This is a genomic window from Planococcus versutus, from assembly GCF_001186155.3.
Lineage (GTDB): Bacteria > Bacillota > Bacilli > Bacillales_A > Planococcaceae > Planococcus > Planococcus versutus.
In genome coordinates this window covers 1592355-1611700 of record NZ_CP016540.2, presented here as the reverse complement: position 1 = coordinate 1611700, position 19346 = coordinate 1592355, and the positions used below count along the sequence as shown (strand labels likewise).

15 protein-coding genes and 1 pseudogene are annotated in these 19346 nt (G+C 37.0%); 12 read left to right on the top strand and 4 right to left on the bottom strand.

Annotation, left to right across the window (positions count from 1 at the left end; translation table 11 throughout):
- Positions 1 to 89: 89 nt before the first annotated feature.
- Both I858_RS08160 and I858_RS08155 read left to right on the top strand, forming a co-directional pair.
- A complete protein-coding gene (locus I858_RS08160) occupies positions 90 to 530 on the top strand; it encodes an acyl-CoA thioesterase (protein ID WP_065524824.1) in 441 nt (146 codons plus the stop codon).
- Complete coding sequence (locus tag I858_RS08155) at positions 514 to 822, top strand: hypothetical protein (protein WP_065524825.1); 309 nt, start codon at positions 514 to 516, stop codon at positions 820 to 822. Before I858_RS08160 ends, I858_RS08155 begins: the two co-directional genes overlap by 17 nt.
- A 15-nt stretch (positions 823 to 837) precedes the next feature.
- Here I858_RS08155 and I858_RS08150 read toward each other — a convergent pair whose 3' ends face one another.
- Positions 838 to 1128 (bottom strand): HesB/YadR/YfhF family protein, encoded by a 291-nt coding sequence (locus I858_RS08150; RefSeq protein ID WP_065524826.1) that lies wholly within the window; start codon positions 1126 to 1128, stop codon positions 838 to 840.
- 20 nt (positions 1129 to 1148) lie between these two features.
- Positions 1149 to 1742, bottom strand: a complete 594-nt coding sequence (gene plsY / locus I858_RS08145; RefSeq protein WP_065524827.1) for a glycerol-3-phosphate 1-O-acyltransferase PlsY — start codon at positions 1740 to 1742, stop codon at positions 1149 to 1151.
- Positions 1743 to 1878: 136 nt separating this feature from the next.
- On the opposite strand from plsY, the gene I858_RS08140 reads away from it, so the two are divergent.
- From I858_RS08140 to I858_RS08110, 7 genes and pseudogenes are all read left to right on the top strand, one after another.
- Positions 1879 to 2286, top strand: a complete 408-nt coding sequence (locus I858_RS08140) for a CoA-binding protein (protein ID WP_065524828.1) — start codon at positions 1879 to 1881, stop codon at positions 2284 to 2286.
- 118 nt (positions 2287 to 2404) lie between these two features.
- Positions 2405 to 4375, top strand: a complete 1971-nt coding sequence (parE, locus tag I858_RS08135) for a DNA topoisomerase IV subunit B (protein ID WP_065524829.1) — start codon at positions 2405 to 2407, stop codon at positions 4373 to 4375.
- Complete coding sequence (parC, locus tag I858_RS08130; RefSeq protein ID WP_065524830.1) at positions 4372 to 6798, top strand: DNA topoisomerase IV subunit A; 2427 nt, start codon at positions 4372 to 4374, stop codon at positions 6796 to 6798. The genes parE and parC overlap by 4 nt, the downstream gene beginning before the upstream one ends.
- Before the next feature lie 253 nt (positions 6799 to 7051).
- On the top strand, positions 7052 to 8341 hold the full coding sequence (gene ilvA / locus I858_RS08125) for a threonine ammonia-lyase IlvA (RefSeq protein ID WP_065524831.1): 1290 nt from the start codon (positions 7052 to 7054) through the stop codon (positions 8339 to 8341).
- Positions 8342 to 8495: 154 nt separating this feature from the next.
- A pseudogene (locus tag I858_RS17680) lies at positions 8496 to 9022 on the top strand (DNA-3-methyladenine glycosylase I).
- 194 nt (positions 9023 to 9216) lie between these two features.
- Positions 9217 to 11160: a fructose-bisphosphatase class III gene (locus I858_RS08115; RefSeq protein WP_065524940.1), complete on the top strand. Its 1944-nt coding sequence runs from the start codon at positions 9217 to 9219 to the stop codon at positions 11158 to 11160.
- 155 nt (positions 11161 to 11315) lie between these two features.
- Positions 11316 to 13364 (top strand): GAF domain-containing sensor histidine kinase, encoded by a 2049-nt coding sequence (locus tag I858_RS08110; RefSeq protein ID WP_065524832.1) that lies wholly within the window; start codon positions 11316 to 11318, stop codon positions 13362 to 13364.
- Between the two features lie 142 nt (positions 13365 to 13506).
- On the opposite strand, the gene I858_RS08105 is transcribed toward I858_RS08110, so the two are convergent.
- Positions 13507 to 13959 carry a DUF305 domain-containing protein gene (locus tag I858_RS08105; RefSeq protein WP_065524833.1) on the bottom strand — a complete coding sequence of 151 codons (453 nt, stop codon included), beginning with the start codon at positions 13957 to 13959 and terminating at the stop codon, positions 13507 to 13509.
- Positions 13960 to 14264: 305 nt separating this feature from the next.
- Between I858_RS08105 and I858_RS08100 the strand changes: the two genes are divergently transcribed.
- A complete protein-coding gene (locus tag I858_RS08100) occupies positions 14265 to 15146 on the top strand; it encodes a DMT family transporter (RefSeq protein ID WP_065524834.1) in 882 nt (293 codons plus the stop codon).
- A gap of 224 nt (positions 15147 to 15370) precedes the next feature.
- Here the strand turns inward: I858_RS08100 and I858_RS08095 are convergent, their stop codons facing one another.
- The gene (locus I858_RS08095) at positions 15371 to 16405 is read right to left on the bottom strand and encodes a YeiH family protein (RefSeq protein WP_065524835.1); all 1035 of its coding nucleotides are present in this window, start codon (positions 16403 to 16405) and stop codon (positions 15371 to 15373) included.
- Between the two features lie 103 nt (positions 16406 to 16508).
- Between I858_RS08095 and I858_RS08090 the strand changes: the two genes are divergently transcribed.
- Positions 16509 to 17414: a LysR family transcriptional regulator gene (locus tag I858_RS08090; RefSeq protein WP_065524836.1), complete on the top strand. Its 906-nt coding sequence runs from the start codon at positions 16509 to 16511 to the stop codon at positions 17412 to 17414.
- A 466-nt stretch (positions 17415 to 17880) separates the two neighbouring features.
- Positions 17881 to 18819, top strand: a complete 939-nt coding sequence (locus I858_RS08085) for a magnesium transporter CorA family protein (protein ID WP_065524837.1) — start codon at positions 17881 to 17883, stop codon at positions 18817 to 18819.
- Positions 18820 to 19346: the final 527 nt, after the last annotated feature.

The following is a 19346-nucleotide window of genomic DNA, read 5'->3' as shown; positions in this document are numbered from 1 at the left end:
ACAGCCTTTTTCTATTTCAAGTTATTTATAACGTCTAACATACAATCGAAAAGAAATTTCTTGTATACTGATAAAGAGGTGAAGTGAGTATGTACATAAGCGAAAAAGAAATTGAAATTCGCTACGCAGAGACAGATCAAATGGGCGTTGTCTATCACGCAAACTACATTATTTGGCTAGAAATTGGCCGTACACAGCTGATTAAAGATTTAGGTTTTACTTATGCAGGCATGGAAAAAGATGGCTACTTATCTCCCGTAGTGGACATCTCCATTCAATATAAAGCAGCGCTTCGTTACGGACAAAAAGCATTTATCCGAACATGGGTAGAAGAACATGGGCGTCTGCGGACAAAGTATGGCTATGAAGTTGTTCATGAAGATGGAACAATCGCTGCTAAAGCTTTATCTGAACACGTCGTTGTTAAAAAAGAATCATTCCGTCCTGTGTCCATTCAAAAAATCTACCCAGAATGGCATCAAAAATACGAAGAAGTTAAAAGAAAGATTTTCGATGGCATTCGGAATTAAACGAGACGAACTCGAGTCTTGGAAACAGGGTGTTGATAGCGGGAAAATTTCGTTTTTGACGCATTATTGGGTAGATAATCGATTTCCTGGCTGCAATACCGTAACAAAAGTCGGATGCAATGACTTAACTAAACTTGAAACATGGGGAAAGCAGTACGGATTACAACGTGAATGGATGGATTTGCGAGGCAATTATCCTCATTTTGATTTATTTGGCGAGCGTCAGCGAGACATTTTGCAGCGTGAAGGCCATTTAGCACAATTGAATAAACTGCAAAATAAAAAAGCATGAGTTATTCATGCTTTTTTATTTTATATATGAATATTCAAGTTCATGTAAGTCATCGTTCACGCTAACTTCTAGATTGTGCTCATCGAAATACCAAATATCATTTTTTTCGATAAAATAAACTACGTGATCTCGTTCAAGTTGAACCCCTATTTCTCGAGGTTGATCTTTTGTTACACCTAGTGAAAAGCCAGGCTGTAGCTTACTTGAACCACCGTAACGGACAAAAAAGCGAACGGCTTCTCCGTGCATAACTTCCATTTCTTTTTTAAACCAATCGAGAGCGTCATTGCTAATGATAATTTGCATATTCCACCTCTTTCCACTGATTACATCCAGCTGATTTTGGGTTCTGTCCCTTCACGAATACGAGAAATATTGGCACGGTGTCGAAAAATAATGAATAACGCCAAAATATAAATGACCGCCATAAACAAATAATCTGCAGTGAAAATGGCATAAATCGTGATATAGACGATAAATACTACTGCTAAGATAATTGATGATAAGGATACCATTTTAGTGATTTTAAGTGCAATTAATAGAACTGCAACTGCCATAATAAACAAAGGCCATTGATAACCAAGTAAGATACCACCTGAAGTAGCCACGGCTTTTCCACCTTTAAACTTAGCAAATACCGGATAAATATGACCGATTACCGCCAATACACCAAAAACAAGCGGATGAATATCAGTTGCAATATAAAGCGGTATTAATGTAGCGGCAGTACCTTTCAAAATATCTAAAAGCGTGACAGCAATTCCGGCCTTTTTTCCAAGTGTGCGAAAAGTATTTGTAGCTCCAAGGTTGCCACTACCTTGAGTACGAATATCAGTTTTGTAGAATAGTTTCCCTACCCATAGAGCAGAAGGGATTGAACCAAGTAAGTATGCAAGTAACATGGGCAGTAGTATGGTCATGATGAACTCCTTTACAACAACCTTATTTTATAGTTTTAGTTTACCATGACTGAACTTCTTTGAACAATAGTCGGTAGATTATTCAACAGACACGACAAAATCGTGTATGATAGAATAAAAAGGACAGGTGAATCTTTTGGAAAATCCTAGCCGTAACGAAATTAAAGTTATACTAGACACAGCTAAAACTATTGCAGTTGTTGGCTTAAGCCCAGATCCAAGTCGTACTTCTTATATTGTATCTCAAGCAATGCAACGTGCAGGCTATCGAATTATTCCGGTTAATCCGATGACAGACACTGTACTTGGTGAAAAAAGTTATGGTTGTTTAACTGAAATACCTGAAAAAGTAGACATCGTAAATGTTTTTCGGCGCAGTGAATTTTTAGAAGAAATTGCCGATGACTTTATAAAAATTGAAAGCGCAGTGTTTTGGTCTCAATTAAATGTAGTAGATGAAAATGTATTCAAACGTTTGACTGATGCGGGGTATACAGTCATTATGGATCGGTGTATAAAAGTAGAGCATGCCATTTTGAAATAAGACTTTTATCGCTAAAGGGCGCATCGCGCTCTTTTTCTATGAAGTTTGACAGATAGACTAAAGATGGAATACCATAAAGATAAATAAAACACGAACAAACGTTTGTTGGGGAGATTAGATGGCTAAAATTCAAAGCACCGCATATGACGAAGAAGCAATCCAAGTACTTGAAGGCTTGGATGCTGTTAGAAAGCGTCCGGGTATGTATATTGGTTCGACAGACACACGAGGACTTCACCATTTAGTCTATGAAATCGTTGATAATTCGGTCGATGAAGCACTTGCTGGGTATGGTGACAAAATTACTGTTACCATTCAGGAAGACAATAGCATCAGTATTCGAGATTTTGGACGTGGTATGCCAACAGGGATGCACCGCAGTGGGAAACCCACGCCTGAAGTCATTTTGACAGTGCTCCACGCCGGAGGGAAATTTGGTCAAGGTGGGTATAAAACAAGTGGTGGACTCCATGGAGTCGGTGCTTCTGTTGTGAATGCATTATCAAGTTTTTTAGAAGTGACCATTTATCGTGATGGCAAAAAATATCGTCAACGATTTGAAAACGGTGGGAAACCTGTTACTACACTAGAAGAAATTGGTTCAACAAAAGAAACCGGTACGATGATTCATTTCTTGCCCGATGAAACTATTTTCTCTGTAGCAAAATACAATTACGAAACACTTTCTGAACGGTTACGCGAATCTGCCTTTTTGTTAAAAGGGTTACGCATCGAGTTATTCGATCAACGGACAGAAGCGAAAGATGTTTTTCAATATGATACAGGTATCGAGGCGTTCGTTGCTTACTTGAACGAAGAAAAAGATGTTCTTCATCCAGTATCGTATATCGAAGGCCGGCAAGATGAAATGGAAATCGAATTTTCATTCCAGTTTAACGATGGCTATTCAGAAACGATTTTATCGTTTGTTAATAATGTTCGAACACGTGATGGTGGAACACATGAAACAGGTGCAAAAGCAGCAATGACACGTGTTTTTAACGACTATGCACGGAAAATTAATTTGTTAAAAGAAAAAGATAAAAACTTAGAAGGCTCGGATATTCGCGAAGGATTGGCAGCAATCGTATCGGTTCGCATTCCTGAAGGCATGTTGCAATTTGAAGGTCAGACAAAAAGTAAATTAGGAACAAGCGAAGCGCGTAGCATTGTTGATGCTGTGGTTTCTCAAAAATTAATGTATTATTTAGAAGAAAACGCGGATCTTAGTGCTTCTTTAGTGCGAAAAGCAATTCGCGCTGCACAAGCTCGATTAGCTGCACGTAAAGCTAGAGAAGATGCACGCAACGGGAAAAAGCGCAAAAAGTCGGATGCGCTGTTATCAGGTAAACTAACACCTGCCCAATCGCGTAATGCAAAGAAAAACGAATTATATCTAGTAGAAGGTGACTCTGCTGGCGGTTCAGCCAAACAAGGTCGTGATAGAACATTCCAGGCGATCTTGCCGCTTCGCGGAAAAGTAGTCAATACAGAAAAAGCTAAATTAGAAGAAATTATGAAAAACGAAGAAATTTCGACCATCATTCATGCAATAGGAGGCGGTGTTTCTTCGGACTTTTCAATCGATGATATCGCTTATAATAAAGTCATCATCATGACCGATGCGGATACTGATGGAGCCCATATTCAAGTGCTGCTGTTGACATTTTTCTTCCGTTACATGAAGCCTTTAATCGAGGCTGGTAAAGTCTTTATTGCCTTGCCGCCACTTTACAAAGTCTCTAAAGGACTCGGTAAAAAAGAAGTGATTGATTATGCATGGACTGAAGCTGACCTAGATGCCTCTATTAAAAAAGTTGGAAAAGGCTATACATTACAACGCTATAAAGGATTAGGAGAAATGAATGCAGACCAATTGTGGGAAACGACTATGAACCCAGAAACCAGAACGTTAATCCGCGTAACTATTGAAGACAGTGCACGTGCAGAACGTGGCATTACGACATTGATGGGTGATAAAGTTGAACCGCGACGCAAATGGATTGAAAACAATGTCGACTTTGGCTTAGAAAACGATAGCAATATTCTTGAAAATGATTTGATTCACGCTGAGGAGGAACTTGTATGACACAAACCGAACGATTTCAAGATTTGCCATTAGAAGAAGTAATTGGCGATCGGTTTGGCCGGTATAGTAAATACATTATCCAAGATCGTGCCTTGCCTGATGCACGTGATGGATTGAAACCTGTTCAGCGCCGAATTTTATATGCGATGTATCACGAAGGAAACACTAATGATAAAGCATTCCGTAAATCTGCAAAAACTGTTGGAAACGTTATTGGGAACTATCATCCTCACGGAGACAGTTCTGTTTACGAGGCGATGGTTCGATTAAGTCAAGACTGGAAAATTCGTCATATGCTCGTTGAAATGCATGGCAATAATGGGTCGATGGATGGTGACTCGCCAGCTGCGATGCGTTACACGGAAGCTCGTTTATCTGCAATTTCTTCTGAGTTGTTGCGTGACATCGACAAACGCACAGTAGATTTTATTCCAAACTTCGATGATTCCGATATGGAACCGACCGTATTACCAGCTCGTTTTCCGAACTTGTTAGTGAACGGTTCCACAGGGATTTCCGCAGGATACGCAACAGATATTCCGCCACATGCGCTTCATGAAGTTCTGGATGCCGTGTTAATGCGAATGGATAACTCCCAAGCGACTGTTGCTGAACTCATGAGTGTCATAAAAGGTCCTGATTTTCCAACAGGCGGTATTATTCAAGGTCTAGACGGTATACGAAAAGCTTATGAAACAGGAAAAGGTAAGATAATTGTCCGTTCTAAAGCCGAAATAGAGCCATTAAAAGGTGGAAAAGAACAAATTGTCATTACAGAAATTCCGTTTGAAGTGAATAAAGCGACAATGATTAAGAAAATTGATGATCATCGTTTTGATCGCAAACTCGAAGGTATTTCTGAAGTGCGCGACGAATCCGACAGAACTGGATTGCGTATTGTAATTGAATTGAAAAAAGATGTACAAGCACAAGGGATATTGAGTTATCTTTACAAAAATACAGATTTGCAAGTTAGTTATAATTTTAATATGGTCGCAATTTACAAACGACGTCCAACCATGATGACGTTGCAAACGATGCTAGATGCATACATTGAACATCAAAAAGAAGTGATTACAAAGCGCTCAGAGTTTGATTTGCAACGAGCAAGTGATCGCATGCATATCGTAGAAGGACTAATGAAAGCCTTGTCCATCCTAGACAAAGTTATCAAAACTATTCGTGCGTCAAAAGACAAACGCGATGCAAAAAACAATTTGATTGCTTCTTACGATTTTTCAGAAGCACAAGCAGAAGCCATCGTTTCTTTGCAACTTTACCGATTGACCAATACAGACATCACAGATTTAAAAAAAGAAGAAGCTGAACTCAAAAAAACAATTGCTGAATTGACGGGCATTTTAACAAGTACCACTAAATTAAAAAATGTGATTAAAAAAGAATTAGCGAATATTCGCAAGCAATTTGCGGAGCCTCGTCGATCAGTGATTGAAGATAAAATTGAAGAAATCACCATCACGCGTGAAATTATGATTCCAAGTGAAGAAGTTGTCGTAACCGTTACAAAAGAAGGATATGTAAAGCGGACAAGCACACGTTCCTATGCTGCATCAAACGGCAAGGATTTTGCGATGAAAGAAACCGATCATTTGTTATTTGAAGGCAATTTAAACACACAGCATACGGTATTAATTTTTACTACTGCAGGAAACTTCGTTTTCCAGCCAATAAACGAGCTCCCAGATATCAAATGGAAAGATTTGGGTCAGCATTTATCCAGCATCATTCAATTAGATGCCAATGAATCTGTTCTTACTGTATATCCGTTTGAAAATTTTGATGCAGATGCTAGCATTTTAACTGTTTCAAAAATGGGACAAGTTAAACGATCAGCGTTAAAGGATTATCAAATTCAACGCTATTCACGTACTGTGAAAACAATGAACTTGAAATCAGAAGACGTCATGATTTATGCAGGACTGGTAACAAAAGAAACGGAATTATTTATCGCAACCAATCAAGCTTATGGTGTTCGCTTTTCGTTGGATGAAGTGCCGTTAACTGGACTTCGAACAAGTGGCGTGAAGGGCGTGAATTTAAAAGATGGAGACAATGCCGTCTCCGCTGTTTTGATCGATTCAACTGTTAAACAAGAACTTGTTTTAATCACTCATCGTGGAGCAGCAAAGAAAATGAAGCAACAAGAATTTGAAAGCGGTGGCCGAGCGAAACGTGGTGTTATTATGCTTCGTGAGTTGAAATCAAATCCTCATCGTGTAGTTGCCGTAATTGGGGCAACGGGCAAAGAAGAAATTGTCTTGGAAACATCCAAAGGTATTCGAATTCCACTCACAGTCAATTCATTAAAAAATGTAGACCGTTATTCAAACGGTTCATTCATTGTTGATGAAGCAACAGACGGCAAAGTGATCAATGCATATCGTTTAGAAGCAAAAGAATAATATGGAGTACTCATCCCTTTGAATAAGGGGATGAGTTTTTTGTGAATAAAAAATTATTTTTATTCAATAACATATCCAAAGTTAACAACAAATGACTAACTTAAGATCTGTTCAAAAATGTATTCATTTAAAAAGAGCATACGAAACAAGTTGTAATAAATGCATATTCGTAGAATTATCGAAATTTTCGATATAATTTGTTGTTTTAATGTGTTAGAGTAATGTGATAAATAAAAATAAGAAGGTGACAACTATGACTAAGAGCCTCATCAAAGAGTATGAAAGAAAAGCGTTATTCAAAAAAGTATCCGTGGAAGAAATAATGGTAGCTAACCAAGCACTTAAAGATGTTGTCATCAAAACACCTTTGCAAAAAAATGAATTGCTCTCAGCTCGTTATGAATGTAACGTGTATTTGAAACGCGAAGACTTACAAGCGGTTAGGTCTTTTAAACTGCGAGGAGCTTATAACTTTATTCTTAGTCTTGACGCTATTGATCGTGCTAAAGGCGTTGTTTGTGCAAGTGCTGGAAATCATGCACAAGGCGTGGCATATGCGTGTTTTGCTCTTGGAATCGAAGGGAAAATTTTTATGCCGCTGACGACACCACGCCAAAAAGTATCTCAAGTTAACCGATTTGGAGGAGATAAAGTTTCGATTGTGTTGACAGGAGATACGTTTGACGATTCGTTTACAGCCGCTATGGCCTACTGTACTACAGAAGAAAAAGTGTTTGTTCATCCGTTTAATGACAATCGCATCATCGCAGGTCAAGGAACAGTAGCAGTTGAGATTTTAAATGATATGCAAGAACCTGTAGATTACCTGTTTTGCGCAATTGGTGGCGGAGGACTGGCTTCAGGCGTAGGCTCTTATTTAAAAGGGATTAGCCCAGGGACCAAATTAATTGGTGTGGAACCAGCAGGTGCAGCGGGAATGAAGACATCTTTAACGCATGGACAAGTTACGCGTTTAAAAACGATTGATACATTTGTGGATGGCGCTGCCGTCAAGCAAGTGGGCGATCTCTCGATGGCTATTTGTTCGCAAGTCCTCGATGATATTGCCTTAATCCCAGAAGGCAAAGTGTGTACCACCATTTTGCAACTGTATAACGAAAACGCCATTGTTGCAGAACCGGCCGGTGCGTTGTCAGTAGCGGCGCTGGATTTTTATAAGGATGAGATTAAAGGAAAGAACATCGTTTGTGTGATTAGTGGAGGTAATAACGATATTGAACGCATGCAAGAAATTAAAGAAAAATCACTAATCTATGAAGGCTTAAAACATTATTTTATTGTCACTTTCCCGCAACGTGCAGGTGCTCTACGCAAATTCATGGAGCAAGTTCTAGGTGAAACTGATGACATCACACACTTTGAATACACCAAACGAACCAATCGCGAAGAAGGTCCAGTCCTTGTTGGAATTGAATTGAAAACACCAGAAGATTATGGACCGCTTGTAAAGCGTATGAAAGAAAATGGTTTTCCGTATAAAGACATTAATAACGACTCTTTATTATTTAATTTACTTATTTAAAAACCTCCAACAAAAAACTGTACCCGAGATGGGTACAGTTTTTTGTTGGAGGTTAAAATAACCGAAGGTACAGAAAATGATATAGTAAAGAGAACAATAAAATGAGGTGAAACACGTGGGAAAACGATGTGTATGGTCACAAAGCAATAAGCGTATGCAAACGTATCATGACGAAGAATGGGGCAAACCGAGTTGGGATGACCGCTACCTATTTGAAATGCTTTGCTTGGAAGGGGCGCAAACAGGCTTATCGTGGAATCTTGTTTTGTCGAAACGCCAAGCCTATATAGAGGCCTTTCGTCAGTTTGATCTTGCTTATTGTGCAGCATTAACCGATGAAACTCTTGAAACAATTAAAGCCGATTATGGCGTCATTAAACATGCCGCTAAACTATCATCCATTCGTACCAATGCACAAGCAGTCATCATCATTCAAAAAGAATGGGGAGTTTAGCTAAATTTTTATGGAATTTTGTTGAAGAAGAACCCATCTATAACAATTGGGACACTGATGAGTTGATTCCGACGCAAACGCCATTATCTGTTGAACTTAGCAAAGCGTTAAAAAAACGAGGAGTTAAGTTTGTGGGTCCTGTGACTACTTACTCGTTTATGCAAGCCGTTGGAATGGTGGATGATCACGTGAAGAACTGTATTTGTAATCGCAACTACAGAAAGTAACAAGGCTTGTGGAACTTTTATTTTTTCTACTAGAGCAAATCGCTGTTCTCCTGTAAACTAAGGCATAAGGTAGACTTTTACTTTTAAAAAATGACTGTGCAAACTAATTTGTCTATAAAAATCATTAGGGATCAAACCATTCCATTTTCTATGTTCACCCATAGAAACGAGAGATGAAAGGAGTTTACATGATGCTGAACTTAAAATATTTAGATCTGTTAGCTCAAAAATACGACTGCGAAGAAAAAGTGGCAACGGAAATCATTAATCTCGAATCGATTTTGGATTTGCCAAAAGGGACTGAACATTTTGTCAGTGACTTGCATGGGGAGTTTCAGGCGTTTCAACACGTTTTACGTAACGGCTCTGGTAATGTAAAAGTGAAAATTAAAGACTTGTTTAAAGATGAGTTGAGTGAAGAAGAACTAAATGAATTTGCGACATTGGTGTATTATCCGGAAGAAAAACTAAAACTGATAAAAAGTCAGTTTAAAAACAAAGCGGAATTGCACGAATGGTACATACTCGTAATAGAGCGGCTCCTCAAGCTAATTTCTTATGCCTCTTCTAAATATACGCGCTCGAAAGTAAGGAGAGCACTACCATCTCAATTTGTCTATATCATCGAAGAATTATTATACAAAACAGATGAATTCAAAAACAAAAAAGAATATTATGCGAAAATGGTTGAACAAATTATCTCTTTAGGTCAAGCAGACAAATTAATCGTTGGTTTGGCTTATACAACGCAACGTCTTGTTGTGGATCATTTGCATGTTGTCGGCGATATTTATGACCGCGGACCTGACCCTCATAAAATAGTGGACACGTTAATCGATTATCATTCAGTTGATGTTCAATGGGGCAATCACGATGTGCTGTGGATTGGAGCTTTTGCAGGTTCAAAAGTTTGTCTAGCCAACATCATCCGGATTTGCGCACGTTATAATAATTTGGATATTATTGAAGACGTTTATGGAATCAATCTACGTCCTTTGTTGAACTTAGCGGAAACGTACTACGATGACAATGTTGCCTTTCGGCCAAAACGAATTTCAAATGAGAAAATGACGGAACACGAACAACTGCAAATTACCAAAATACATCAAGCCATTTCCATCATTCAGTTTAAATTAGAAAGTCCAATCATCAAGAGACGGCCTTGTTTTGATATGGAAGATCGGCTATTGCTTGAAAAAGTTGACTATGAAAAAAATGAAGTCACCATTCAAGGAAAGATTTATCCGCTTCAAAATAATTGCTTTGCGACCATAAACCTTGATCGCCCCGATGAATTGTTAGAAGAAGAAGCGCAAGTTATTGATAAGTTACTTTTTTCTCTGCAACATTCTGAAAAATTGGCTAGACATATGAATTTCTTAATGAAAAAAGGCAGTTTGTATTTAAAATACAATGGTAATTTATTGATTCATGGGTGCATTCCATTAGATGAAAATGGCGATATGGAGAAAATGGAAATTGACGGAAAGTCATATGCAGGACGTGAATTATTAGATGTGTTTGAACGGTACCTTCGCTATTCATTTGCGCATCCAAATGAAACGGACGATTTTGCTACAGACATGGTTTGGTATTTATGGACGGGTGAATATTCATCTTTATTTGGAAAGCGCGAAATGACGACATTTGAACGTTATTTTGTAGCTGATAAAGAAACACATAAAGAACGCAAAAACCCTTATTATTATTTGCGGGAAGACGAAGAAATTTGCCGTAAAATTTTAACGGAATTTGAAATGAATGCTGATCATGGACGAATTATTAATGGACACACCCCTGTAAAAGAACGAGATGGAGAAAATCCAATCAAAGCTAATGGAAAAATGCTTGTGATTGATGGCGGGTTTTCAAAAGCTTACCAGTCAACAACAGGAATTGCTGGCTATACTTTATTGTACAATTCGTATGGCATGCAATTAGTGGCCCATCAATTATTCAATTCCAAAGAAGAAGTTTTGCAAAATGGCACAGATGTGTTGTCTGTGAAGCGATTGGTAGACGAAGAATTAGAACGTAAAAAAGTAAGAGAAACCAATATTGGTGAAAGCTTGCTACAAGAAATTTATAATTTAAGCAGTTTGCGAGAATACCGCTATATGAAAACGAGTTTAAAATAAATAAAAAAGAACGCGAAATTTTGCGTTCTTTTTTCATTGAATCCATAAATTGTCTGCCAACAACCGTGAAAATGCTGTACTATTAGAAGTAATATGTTTGGCCATGGAAAATACGAATCCTTAATTTATCGTGATGAAGAGCGGAGAGAACAACTATGTTAAAAGAACAAAAACGATATTCTAGGTTGGCAAAAATAACAAGAATTATCAACACAAAACTAGAGTTGCATGATATGCTGCAACACGTCGCCATCGCTATTTCAGAAGAAATTGTCCAATGTGATTCTATAGGTATTTATTTACCAGACGGCGAAGGAGAGTTTCGTGCAGTTGCTGGAAAACCTGAGATGTTAGGAGGCCACTCGATTTCTTCTCAAAAAATCAATTTAGATACAGATCCTTTTGCAAAAGAAATTGCGCTGACCAAGCAAGTTATGTACATACCAGATACATCGAAAGAACAGCGTTTAAATCTAAAAGCAGTAAAACTTTTCAATATCAAATCGCTGCTCGGACTTCCCATAATTTACGAACAGCATTTATTTGGATTGGTATTTTTGTTCGATAATGGCAAGCAAATGGATTTGACAGAGCTGCAAATTCAAAGTGTCGAAGCCTATGTCAATATGGCAGCAGTAGCGATACAAAATGCCAATAACTTAAACCAAAAAGAACGGCTTTTAACTGAAAAGCAATTGTTGCTTGATGTAAATCGTGAACTGGCAATGTGTTCCTCTGTTAAAGAAAGTTTAACTTCATGCTTCCACTATTTAGGAGCGGCTGTAGGCTGTGATAATATCGCTGTTTTTTTAAGAAATCCAAACAAACCAACAGCTATTTATTTTAAAGAAAAGAGTCAGAGTTCTAATTGGTCAAAAACTAAATGGGAAAACTTTATAGAGGATTTTCAATCAACAGAAAATACGGAGACAATCATTCAAAAAATAATTATCAAAAAAAAAATTTGCTTTTTTCCAAACGAAAATAAATGCGAACTGTTGTTAATTCCACTAATTTCAAAAGGCATAGTCTTTGGCATCGTTGCGATTGCTTGCTTAATGGAAACTTTAGAATCTGATCAAAAGTCAAAAATTCATTTAGCACAATCCATTGTTGATGCGACAGCTATTACTTTTTCCAATTTAACTTATATGGATCAACTAGAGCATCGTGTTCAAACACGAACGCAGGAACTTGCAAACGCAAATGAAAAAGTAATAAATGTAATAGAAAGTATAACAGATGGTTTTTTTGCTTTGAATAAAGACTGGGAATTTATTTATATCAACCAATACCAGCCACTTCCATTAGGCAGAACACCTGAAAATGTATTGGGAATGAAAATCTGGGCGGTTTACCCTGAACAATATAATGCTGTTTTGTATAAAGAATTTTCTGGTGCTATGCTGAATAGAAAACCAGTCCGTTTTGAAATGTCTTCTGTAGAAGATGCATATAGTTACGATATGGTTGCTTATCCTTTTGATGAAGGGATTTGCTGCTTGTGCAAAAATATTACAGATCAAAAAATCTATGAAAATGAGTTAAAGCGTTTGTCTAATTTAGAACTTATTGGACAAATGGCAGCCGGAATTAGCCACGAAATCCGAAATCCCATGACGACTGTTCGTGGATTTTTGCAATTACTCACAGATAAACAAGAATTGAGAAACTATAATTCTTATTTTGATTTAATGATTGATGAATTGGATCGAGCAAACTCTATCATTTCTGAGTTTTTATCAATGGGAAATACCAGATCTACCGATTTGGAAATTCAAAATTTAAATACAGTTATCAATGAAATAGCTCCTTTATTAAAAATAGATTCATATAATCAAAATAAATTGATACAAATTGAAACAATGGATATACCTGATTTTTTATTAAACCGTGATGAAATTCGGCAATTGATTATTAACTTGTGTCGAAATGGATTAGAAGCGATGAAGCCAGGCAAGATGTTGTCTATCCGCACTTATGCAGAAGATCAACATACCATTGTACTTGAAATTCAAGACCAAGGAAACGGCATGGACGAAGCGAGTTTACAAAAAATAGGAACTCCTTTTTACACGACAAAAGACAACGGTACAGGATTAGGACTTGGTGTCTCTTATGCTATAGCCGCACGTCACAAAGCAAAAGTTGATGTTCAATCGAGTGACAATGGGACTGTTTTCTCATTTAAGTTTGAAGTTTAAATAAAAAAACAACTTTCTTTTTTAACATATCTAATTATAGAAAAGTGCTCAACTAAAATATTTTGATGTATATAAAATTTCAATCAAAAGACCAAGCGCAACAGAATACTGCGCTTGGTCTTTTTGATTGGATCGTCTCGCTTTATTCTTTGTTTTCTAAATCATTGATGAGCTTTTTCATTTCATCGATTTCTTGTCGCTGCGCGTTGATAATTGAATCGGCTAATTCTCGTACACGCGGATCTGAAATATTCGCACGTTCACTTGTTAAAATTGCAATGGAATGGTGAGGAATCATCGCTTTCATCCAGCCAGTGTCTTCAATTAAAACTTGACTGCGTACAAGCCATAACGAAAGAGTAAAAATAACTGCAGCCATTCCCAAAATCAATGAATTGGTTTTTTTGTTTTTATACATCGGCCACATAAACAACAACATGACAATCGCCATAATGGATCCCATGATCAATGCCATATACAGTCGCGTTTCGCTATAGAAAATGTGATCTAGTTGAAAAACGTTCAAGTACATTAACCCATACATCAAAAAAGTAGAAGTTACTATCATAATACCGAATTTTATATAGGCAGTCATAAGAAAATTCCCTCCTTTCGACTTGATTTATATACTAACAACACATGTTCTTTATATACCTTGATGTGGATGTAATAAACTTCATAGAAACTGCACAAATTGTCGGATAAAGCGCATTGCGATAAAGAGGACAAGTTTCAAATAATAGCTTGAATAAAATCGTACATGTATTTTTATTGAATAATGGTATGCTTATTTTATGAAAATGATAGATTTTAAACAATGATAAAAATCATGATTTTTTCTTTCGCAGAAATCGGGTGGAAAATTAGTAAGAAATACATACAAACAAGGAGAGTGAAAACTTGAAAGCTAAACTAATTTTTTCATTTTTAGTTGTTTTGACGACAGCTTTGATGGGCTCTTCTTTTGTTGTTGCAAAAATCGGCTTGATTTATATTTCTCCTTTGTTATTAGCAGGCATCCGATTTACAATTGCCGGAAGTATCATGGGTTTTTTTGTTTTACTGTTTAAAAGAAAACATCCAAAAGATGCTGTGACATGGGGAAAAGTTGCAGTTATCGGTGCGGTTCAAACTGCAGGTGTTATGGGGGCAATTTTTCTAAGTTTGCGTACGATAACCTCGGGTCAATCGGCCATTTTGACATTTATGAATCCACTATTAGTTGTGTTGATTGGTACATTGGTACTCGGCATGCGTTACCGACTGGTTCAGTGGATTGGCGTTTTTGTTGGCTTTGCAGGGGTTTTTGTTACAATGGGCAGCCACTTGGATTTAGAAATAGGCACATTACTTGGATTTATGAGCGCTACTTTTTGGGCGATCGGTACGCTTCTCATTAAGAAATGGGGCGTCTCGATTGATATGTGGGTGTTAACGGCGTATCAAATGTTATTCGGAGGCTTAATCTTATTAGCGGGCTCGATGTTTTTGGAAAATGCTTATATCGTTATCAACTCCACATCGATTTCTATCTTGTTATGGCTATCGATTCCGGCATCAATCGTTCAATTTACAATATGGTTCCATTTGCTGCAAAAAGGCGATTCTGGTAAGGTGAGCGCGTTTCTCTTTTTAGCACCATTTTTCGGCATTTTATCGGGATGGCTCGTTTTAGGAGAGCCGCTTGGCTTGGCTTTATTAATTGGAGGCAGTTTAATTTTTATGGGAATTTTCTTAGTAAATTGGCCAGAAAAGCGAATACCTGAAAAAGCAATAGTTTAAAAGTAATGAATAGAATAAAGAAAGCTCTAATGGTGAAAGTTACAGGAGAAAAGGGAGAAGTGAGAAATATACCAGTGCCTTTATTAGATAAATTTTGTTAACAGTGCGAGAAGAGTGGACAGTACAACATAATTAGACTATATATCAACAGAAAAGGAAAAGAAACAGCCAACTGGCCATTTCTTTTCCTTTTTAATAACATGGAAAATACATTATAATCCATATTAAATGATAAAATATGTGAGGATAGATAATATAATAGAAGTAATAGTCATAGCAACGAGAGGCAGTAACGCTCGCTCTCGTAAATCCCGTAAACTAACATTCAAGCCAAGCCCTACCATTGCCGCTGTTAATAACCAGGTTGTTGCTGTTGATACAAAGTCACGCATTGCTTCTGGGAAAGGAATAATTGGACCCAAAACATAACTTCCTAAAACACTGAGTAAGATAAATCCGAGAAGAAACCATGGAAATTCAATTTTAGTAGTTGTTTCTTCATCTTTATTTTTACGTTTCATCATGAAAATAAAGATGAAGCAAAGAGGTACAAGTAAAAATACACGACCCAATTTGCCTAGTAATGCAATTGCTAAGCCGTCTTCTCCAGCAGGTGCCCCAGCTAATGCCACGTGGGCAATTTCATGAAGGCTGATGCCAACCCACATGCCGTATTCAATGTCATCAAGTGGCAAAAATGGACGGATAATTGTATAAGTAATGGCAAACACCGTTCCCATCAATGCAATAATGCCGACACCAATCGCTGTATCTTCATCTTTTGCTTTGATAATAGGTGCGATTGCAGCAATAGCAGCAGCTCCACAAACCCCAGTACCAACTCCAAGTAGTAGCGAAATGGTTTTATCGGCTTTAAAACGTTTTGCTAGCCAAACTGTCAGTAAGATTGCAAAAGCGATAACAGCCATATCCCGCACCAGTAAACCAAGTCCATCACTTAAAACAGTATCGATATTTAGTTTTAATCCGTACAAAATAATAGCGACTCGCAGTAATCTTTTAGAAGAAAAAGTGATGCCCGATCGAATAGCGTTTGGATATCCGAAAATTTGCCGATAGAAAACGGCGATGATAATGGCACAAGCCAACTGACCAATTTGATTAAAGCCAGGCACCTGTGCTAATAAATATCCAAGAAATGCGATTAAAAATGTAAATGCTACACCGCCTAACCACGCAGCTTTAGGTGATGGTGGCTGCAAATTAAACCGATTAAGTTTAGTAAGATATGTAGACATAGCAAAACCTCCTGCAGTAAGTATAAAAAAACATGATACATTAGTAAAATAACTATTTAATATGGTTATAATAAGTAAAGCGTTATGTGAGAGGAGAAGAAAAATGGATCAGCGCTTAGAAGTATTTTTAAAAGTAGTTGAAAAAAAGAATTTTTCTAAAGCTGCAGAAGAACTGCACATGACACAGCCCGCTGTTAGCCAGTATATCCGATCACTCGAAGAGACAACAGGTGTTAAGTTGCTAGAACGAACAAATAAATACGTGCGACTAAACAAAGCAGGAGAAATTGTTTACCATCACACGCTCGAAATCAAAGAACTGTATGCCAAAATGAACCATCTACTCGATGATTTGACCAATAAAGCGAGTGGTTCTATTGCAATTGGTGCCAGCTATACGTTTGGTGAGTACTTACTACCACGCATCATCGCAGAAGCAAAAGAACAGTTTCCGGATATCAAGCCGACTGTTACGATTGCCAATACGGCAACGATTGCAGAGCTTGTACTCAGCCATCAATTAGATGTAGGTATAGTAGAAGGCCATTTCAAAGATGTAATGGAATTGAAAACTGAACCATTTGCGAAAGATCGAATGGTGGTCGTTGCGCAATCTGATCATCCTTTAACACATCACAACAAACCGATAGAAATGAAGGAATTGGCAGAAGAAACATGGATTTTGAGAGAACTTGGTTCTGGTACAAGAGAAGCAACAGAAAATGTCTTCGAGCAATTTTCGATGTTTCCGCAGTCTATTATGCATTTCAGTAGCACACAGCCAATCAAAGCGATGGTCGAGGCTGGCATGGGGATTAGTCTCCTATCAGAATGGGCGATTCAAAAAGAGCTACACTACGGGGATATAAAAATCTTGAATGTCAAAGAGCTGCCTTATACGAGGGATTTTTCTATCGTTACGAGATCACCATTTCAAACAAAAGCTCTTTCTGCATTTTTGGATTTATTGAGAAGTCATAAAGAACTAATCGATTTTAAGATTCAATAACTACTCCTAGCATGTCCATTTATAATGCGTTTTGGAATATACGCATTAACAATCTTCTGTAATACATATAAATAGATATCCAATTGTCTTTTGGATAGGATTGATAATAAGTTGAAGACAGAGTAACTTATAATGATGTAAAAATAACGCTAGAAGACGCTTTTTAAAAATTCTTGAATTCCCATGCAAATTCAAAAATGACTAAATTAAAGTTAGAAATCAAAAGCAAAGAACTCGAGTATAAAGTAAAATGCTATGACACTAGCAATGAATACCTAATGAGAATTAAAGCCATTACAGGAAGAGAAAACAGATGAAGCAAGAAAATCTGTAGCCAACATAGACTGATTGTTAACAAAAAACGCCTCACAGAAAACTCTTTTTCTAGAGGTGTTTTTGAGGTAGGCTAGTTATTGAATAGCACGTTGAATAAAAGAGTGTTTGATAAAAGAGAAAGGGATATTTGATGTTTAGCATTTACAAATCCTCTGCTGATGGAATTCTAGAAACGATAAAAACACTTGATCAGAATTGTTGGGTCAACATTACCTCACCGTCAAAAGAAGAGCTTGAGAAAGTTTCCAATCACTTTAACATCCCTATGGATTTTTTAGAAGATCCCTTAGATTTAGAAGAAACTGCACGCATTGAGTATGATGATGAAACGAATAGCACGTTACTTATCAATGATTTCCCTGTAATCAATGCAACGAACAACAGAATTAACTCCTATATCACCATTCCAATTGGAATTATTTTAGGAGACGATTATATTGTAACGATCTGCCATCAACCCAGTAGTTTTTTAGTAGGATTAATTAAAAAGAATATAAGTACTTTAATGAAAAGCCGTTTTGCATTAGAAGTTTTATTATCCATATCAACGCAGTATTTAGACAATTTGAGAGATCTCAATAAACAACGGCTTAAAATAGAAAGTAATTTGCGCGATTCGTTAACGAACAAGCAACTTTATGACTTGATGGAAATTGAGAAAAGTTTGGTTTATTTTCTCACATCGTTAAAGTCAAATGGAGCTGTCATCACCAAGTTGTTTCGTGTTCATTCCATCAAGTTGTACGAAGATGATAAAGATCTTCTAGAAGATGTCAAAATTGAAAATAACCAAGGAATTGAAACGACTGAGCTGTATAACCAAATTCTAGACAGTATTACCAATTCGTATTCTTCGCTCATTTCCAATGAACTGAACAACACGATGAAAACTCTTACTGTGTTTACCGTCTTTTTAACTCTTCCCACATTAGTATTTAGTTTTTTTGGGATGAATGTCACTTTGCCCATTGCGGAAGAAAATCCATTTTCATGGATTAGTACATTAATGCTAGCGTTAGTATTAGTAGTCTTGATTGGTTGGGCATTGTGGAAAAGAAGGATTTTTTAAGAAACTAAACAAGAGAACGTAAGAACAAAAAAGACATTCGGTGAAGAATGTCTTTTTTGTATTTATAGACCAGCGAGAACAACTTGTTGCCGGCATCTCTTCTACTCAAAATTACTCTCCACTACTCGTATAGTTATTATCACCCATCTGATAATTCGAACTTTCTCCAGGTCTTGTGTGAGGATTGCTCTCTCTATGAGCAATATCATTTCTTTTTTTTCGTCTCCAATCGATCCATGTTCCCAATGAAATTAATAAAACAATAGGAATAAAAAAAATCCACATTTTAAACTCACTTCTTTCTTCTCATGTGTAGTGACAAAAAGACTGTGTATTTTAAGCAATAGGCAACAAGTTGAATTTGTTAATTATTTAGAATTTTAACATAGGTATCAAGCAATTTATAGAGACACTTGAAAACTAAAAACATTCCGACTTTTAAAAATGATGGGTCAATTACTAACCAGTAATGGTAAAATATATAAAAACCGTTTGATAAATTAATTTGGCAAAACTATTCGAATAGT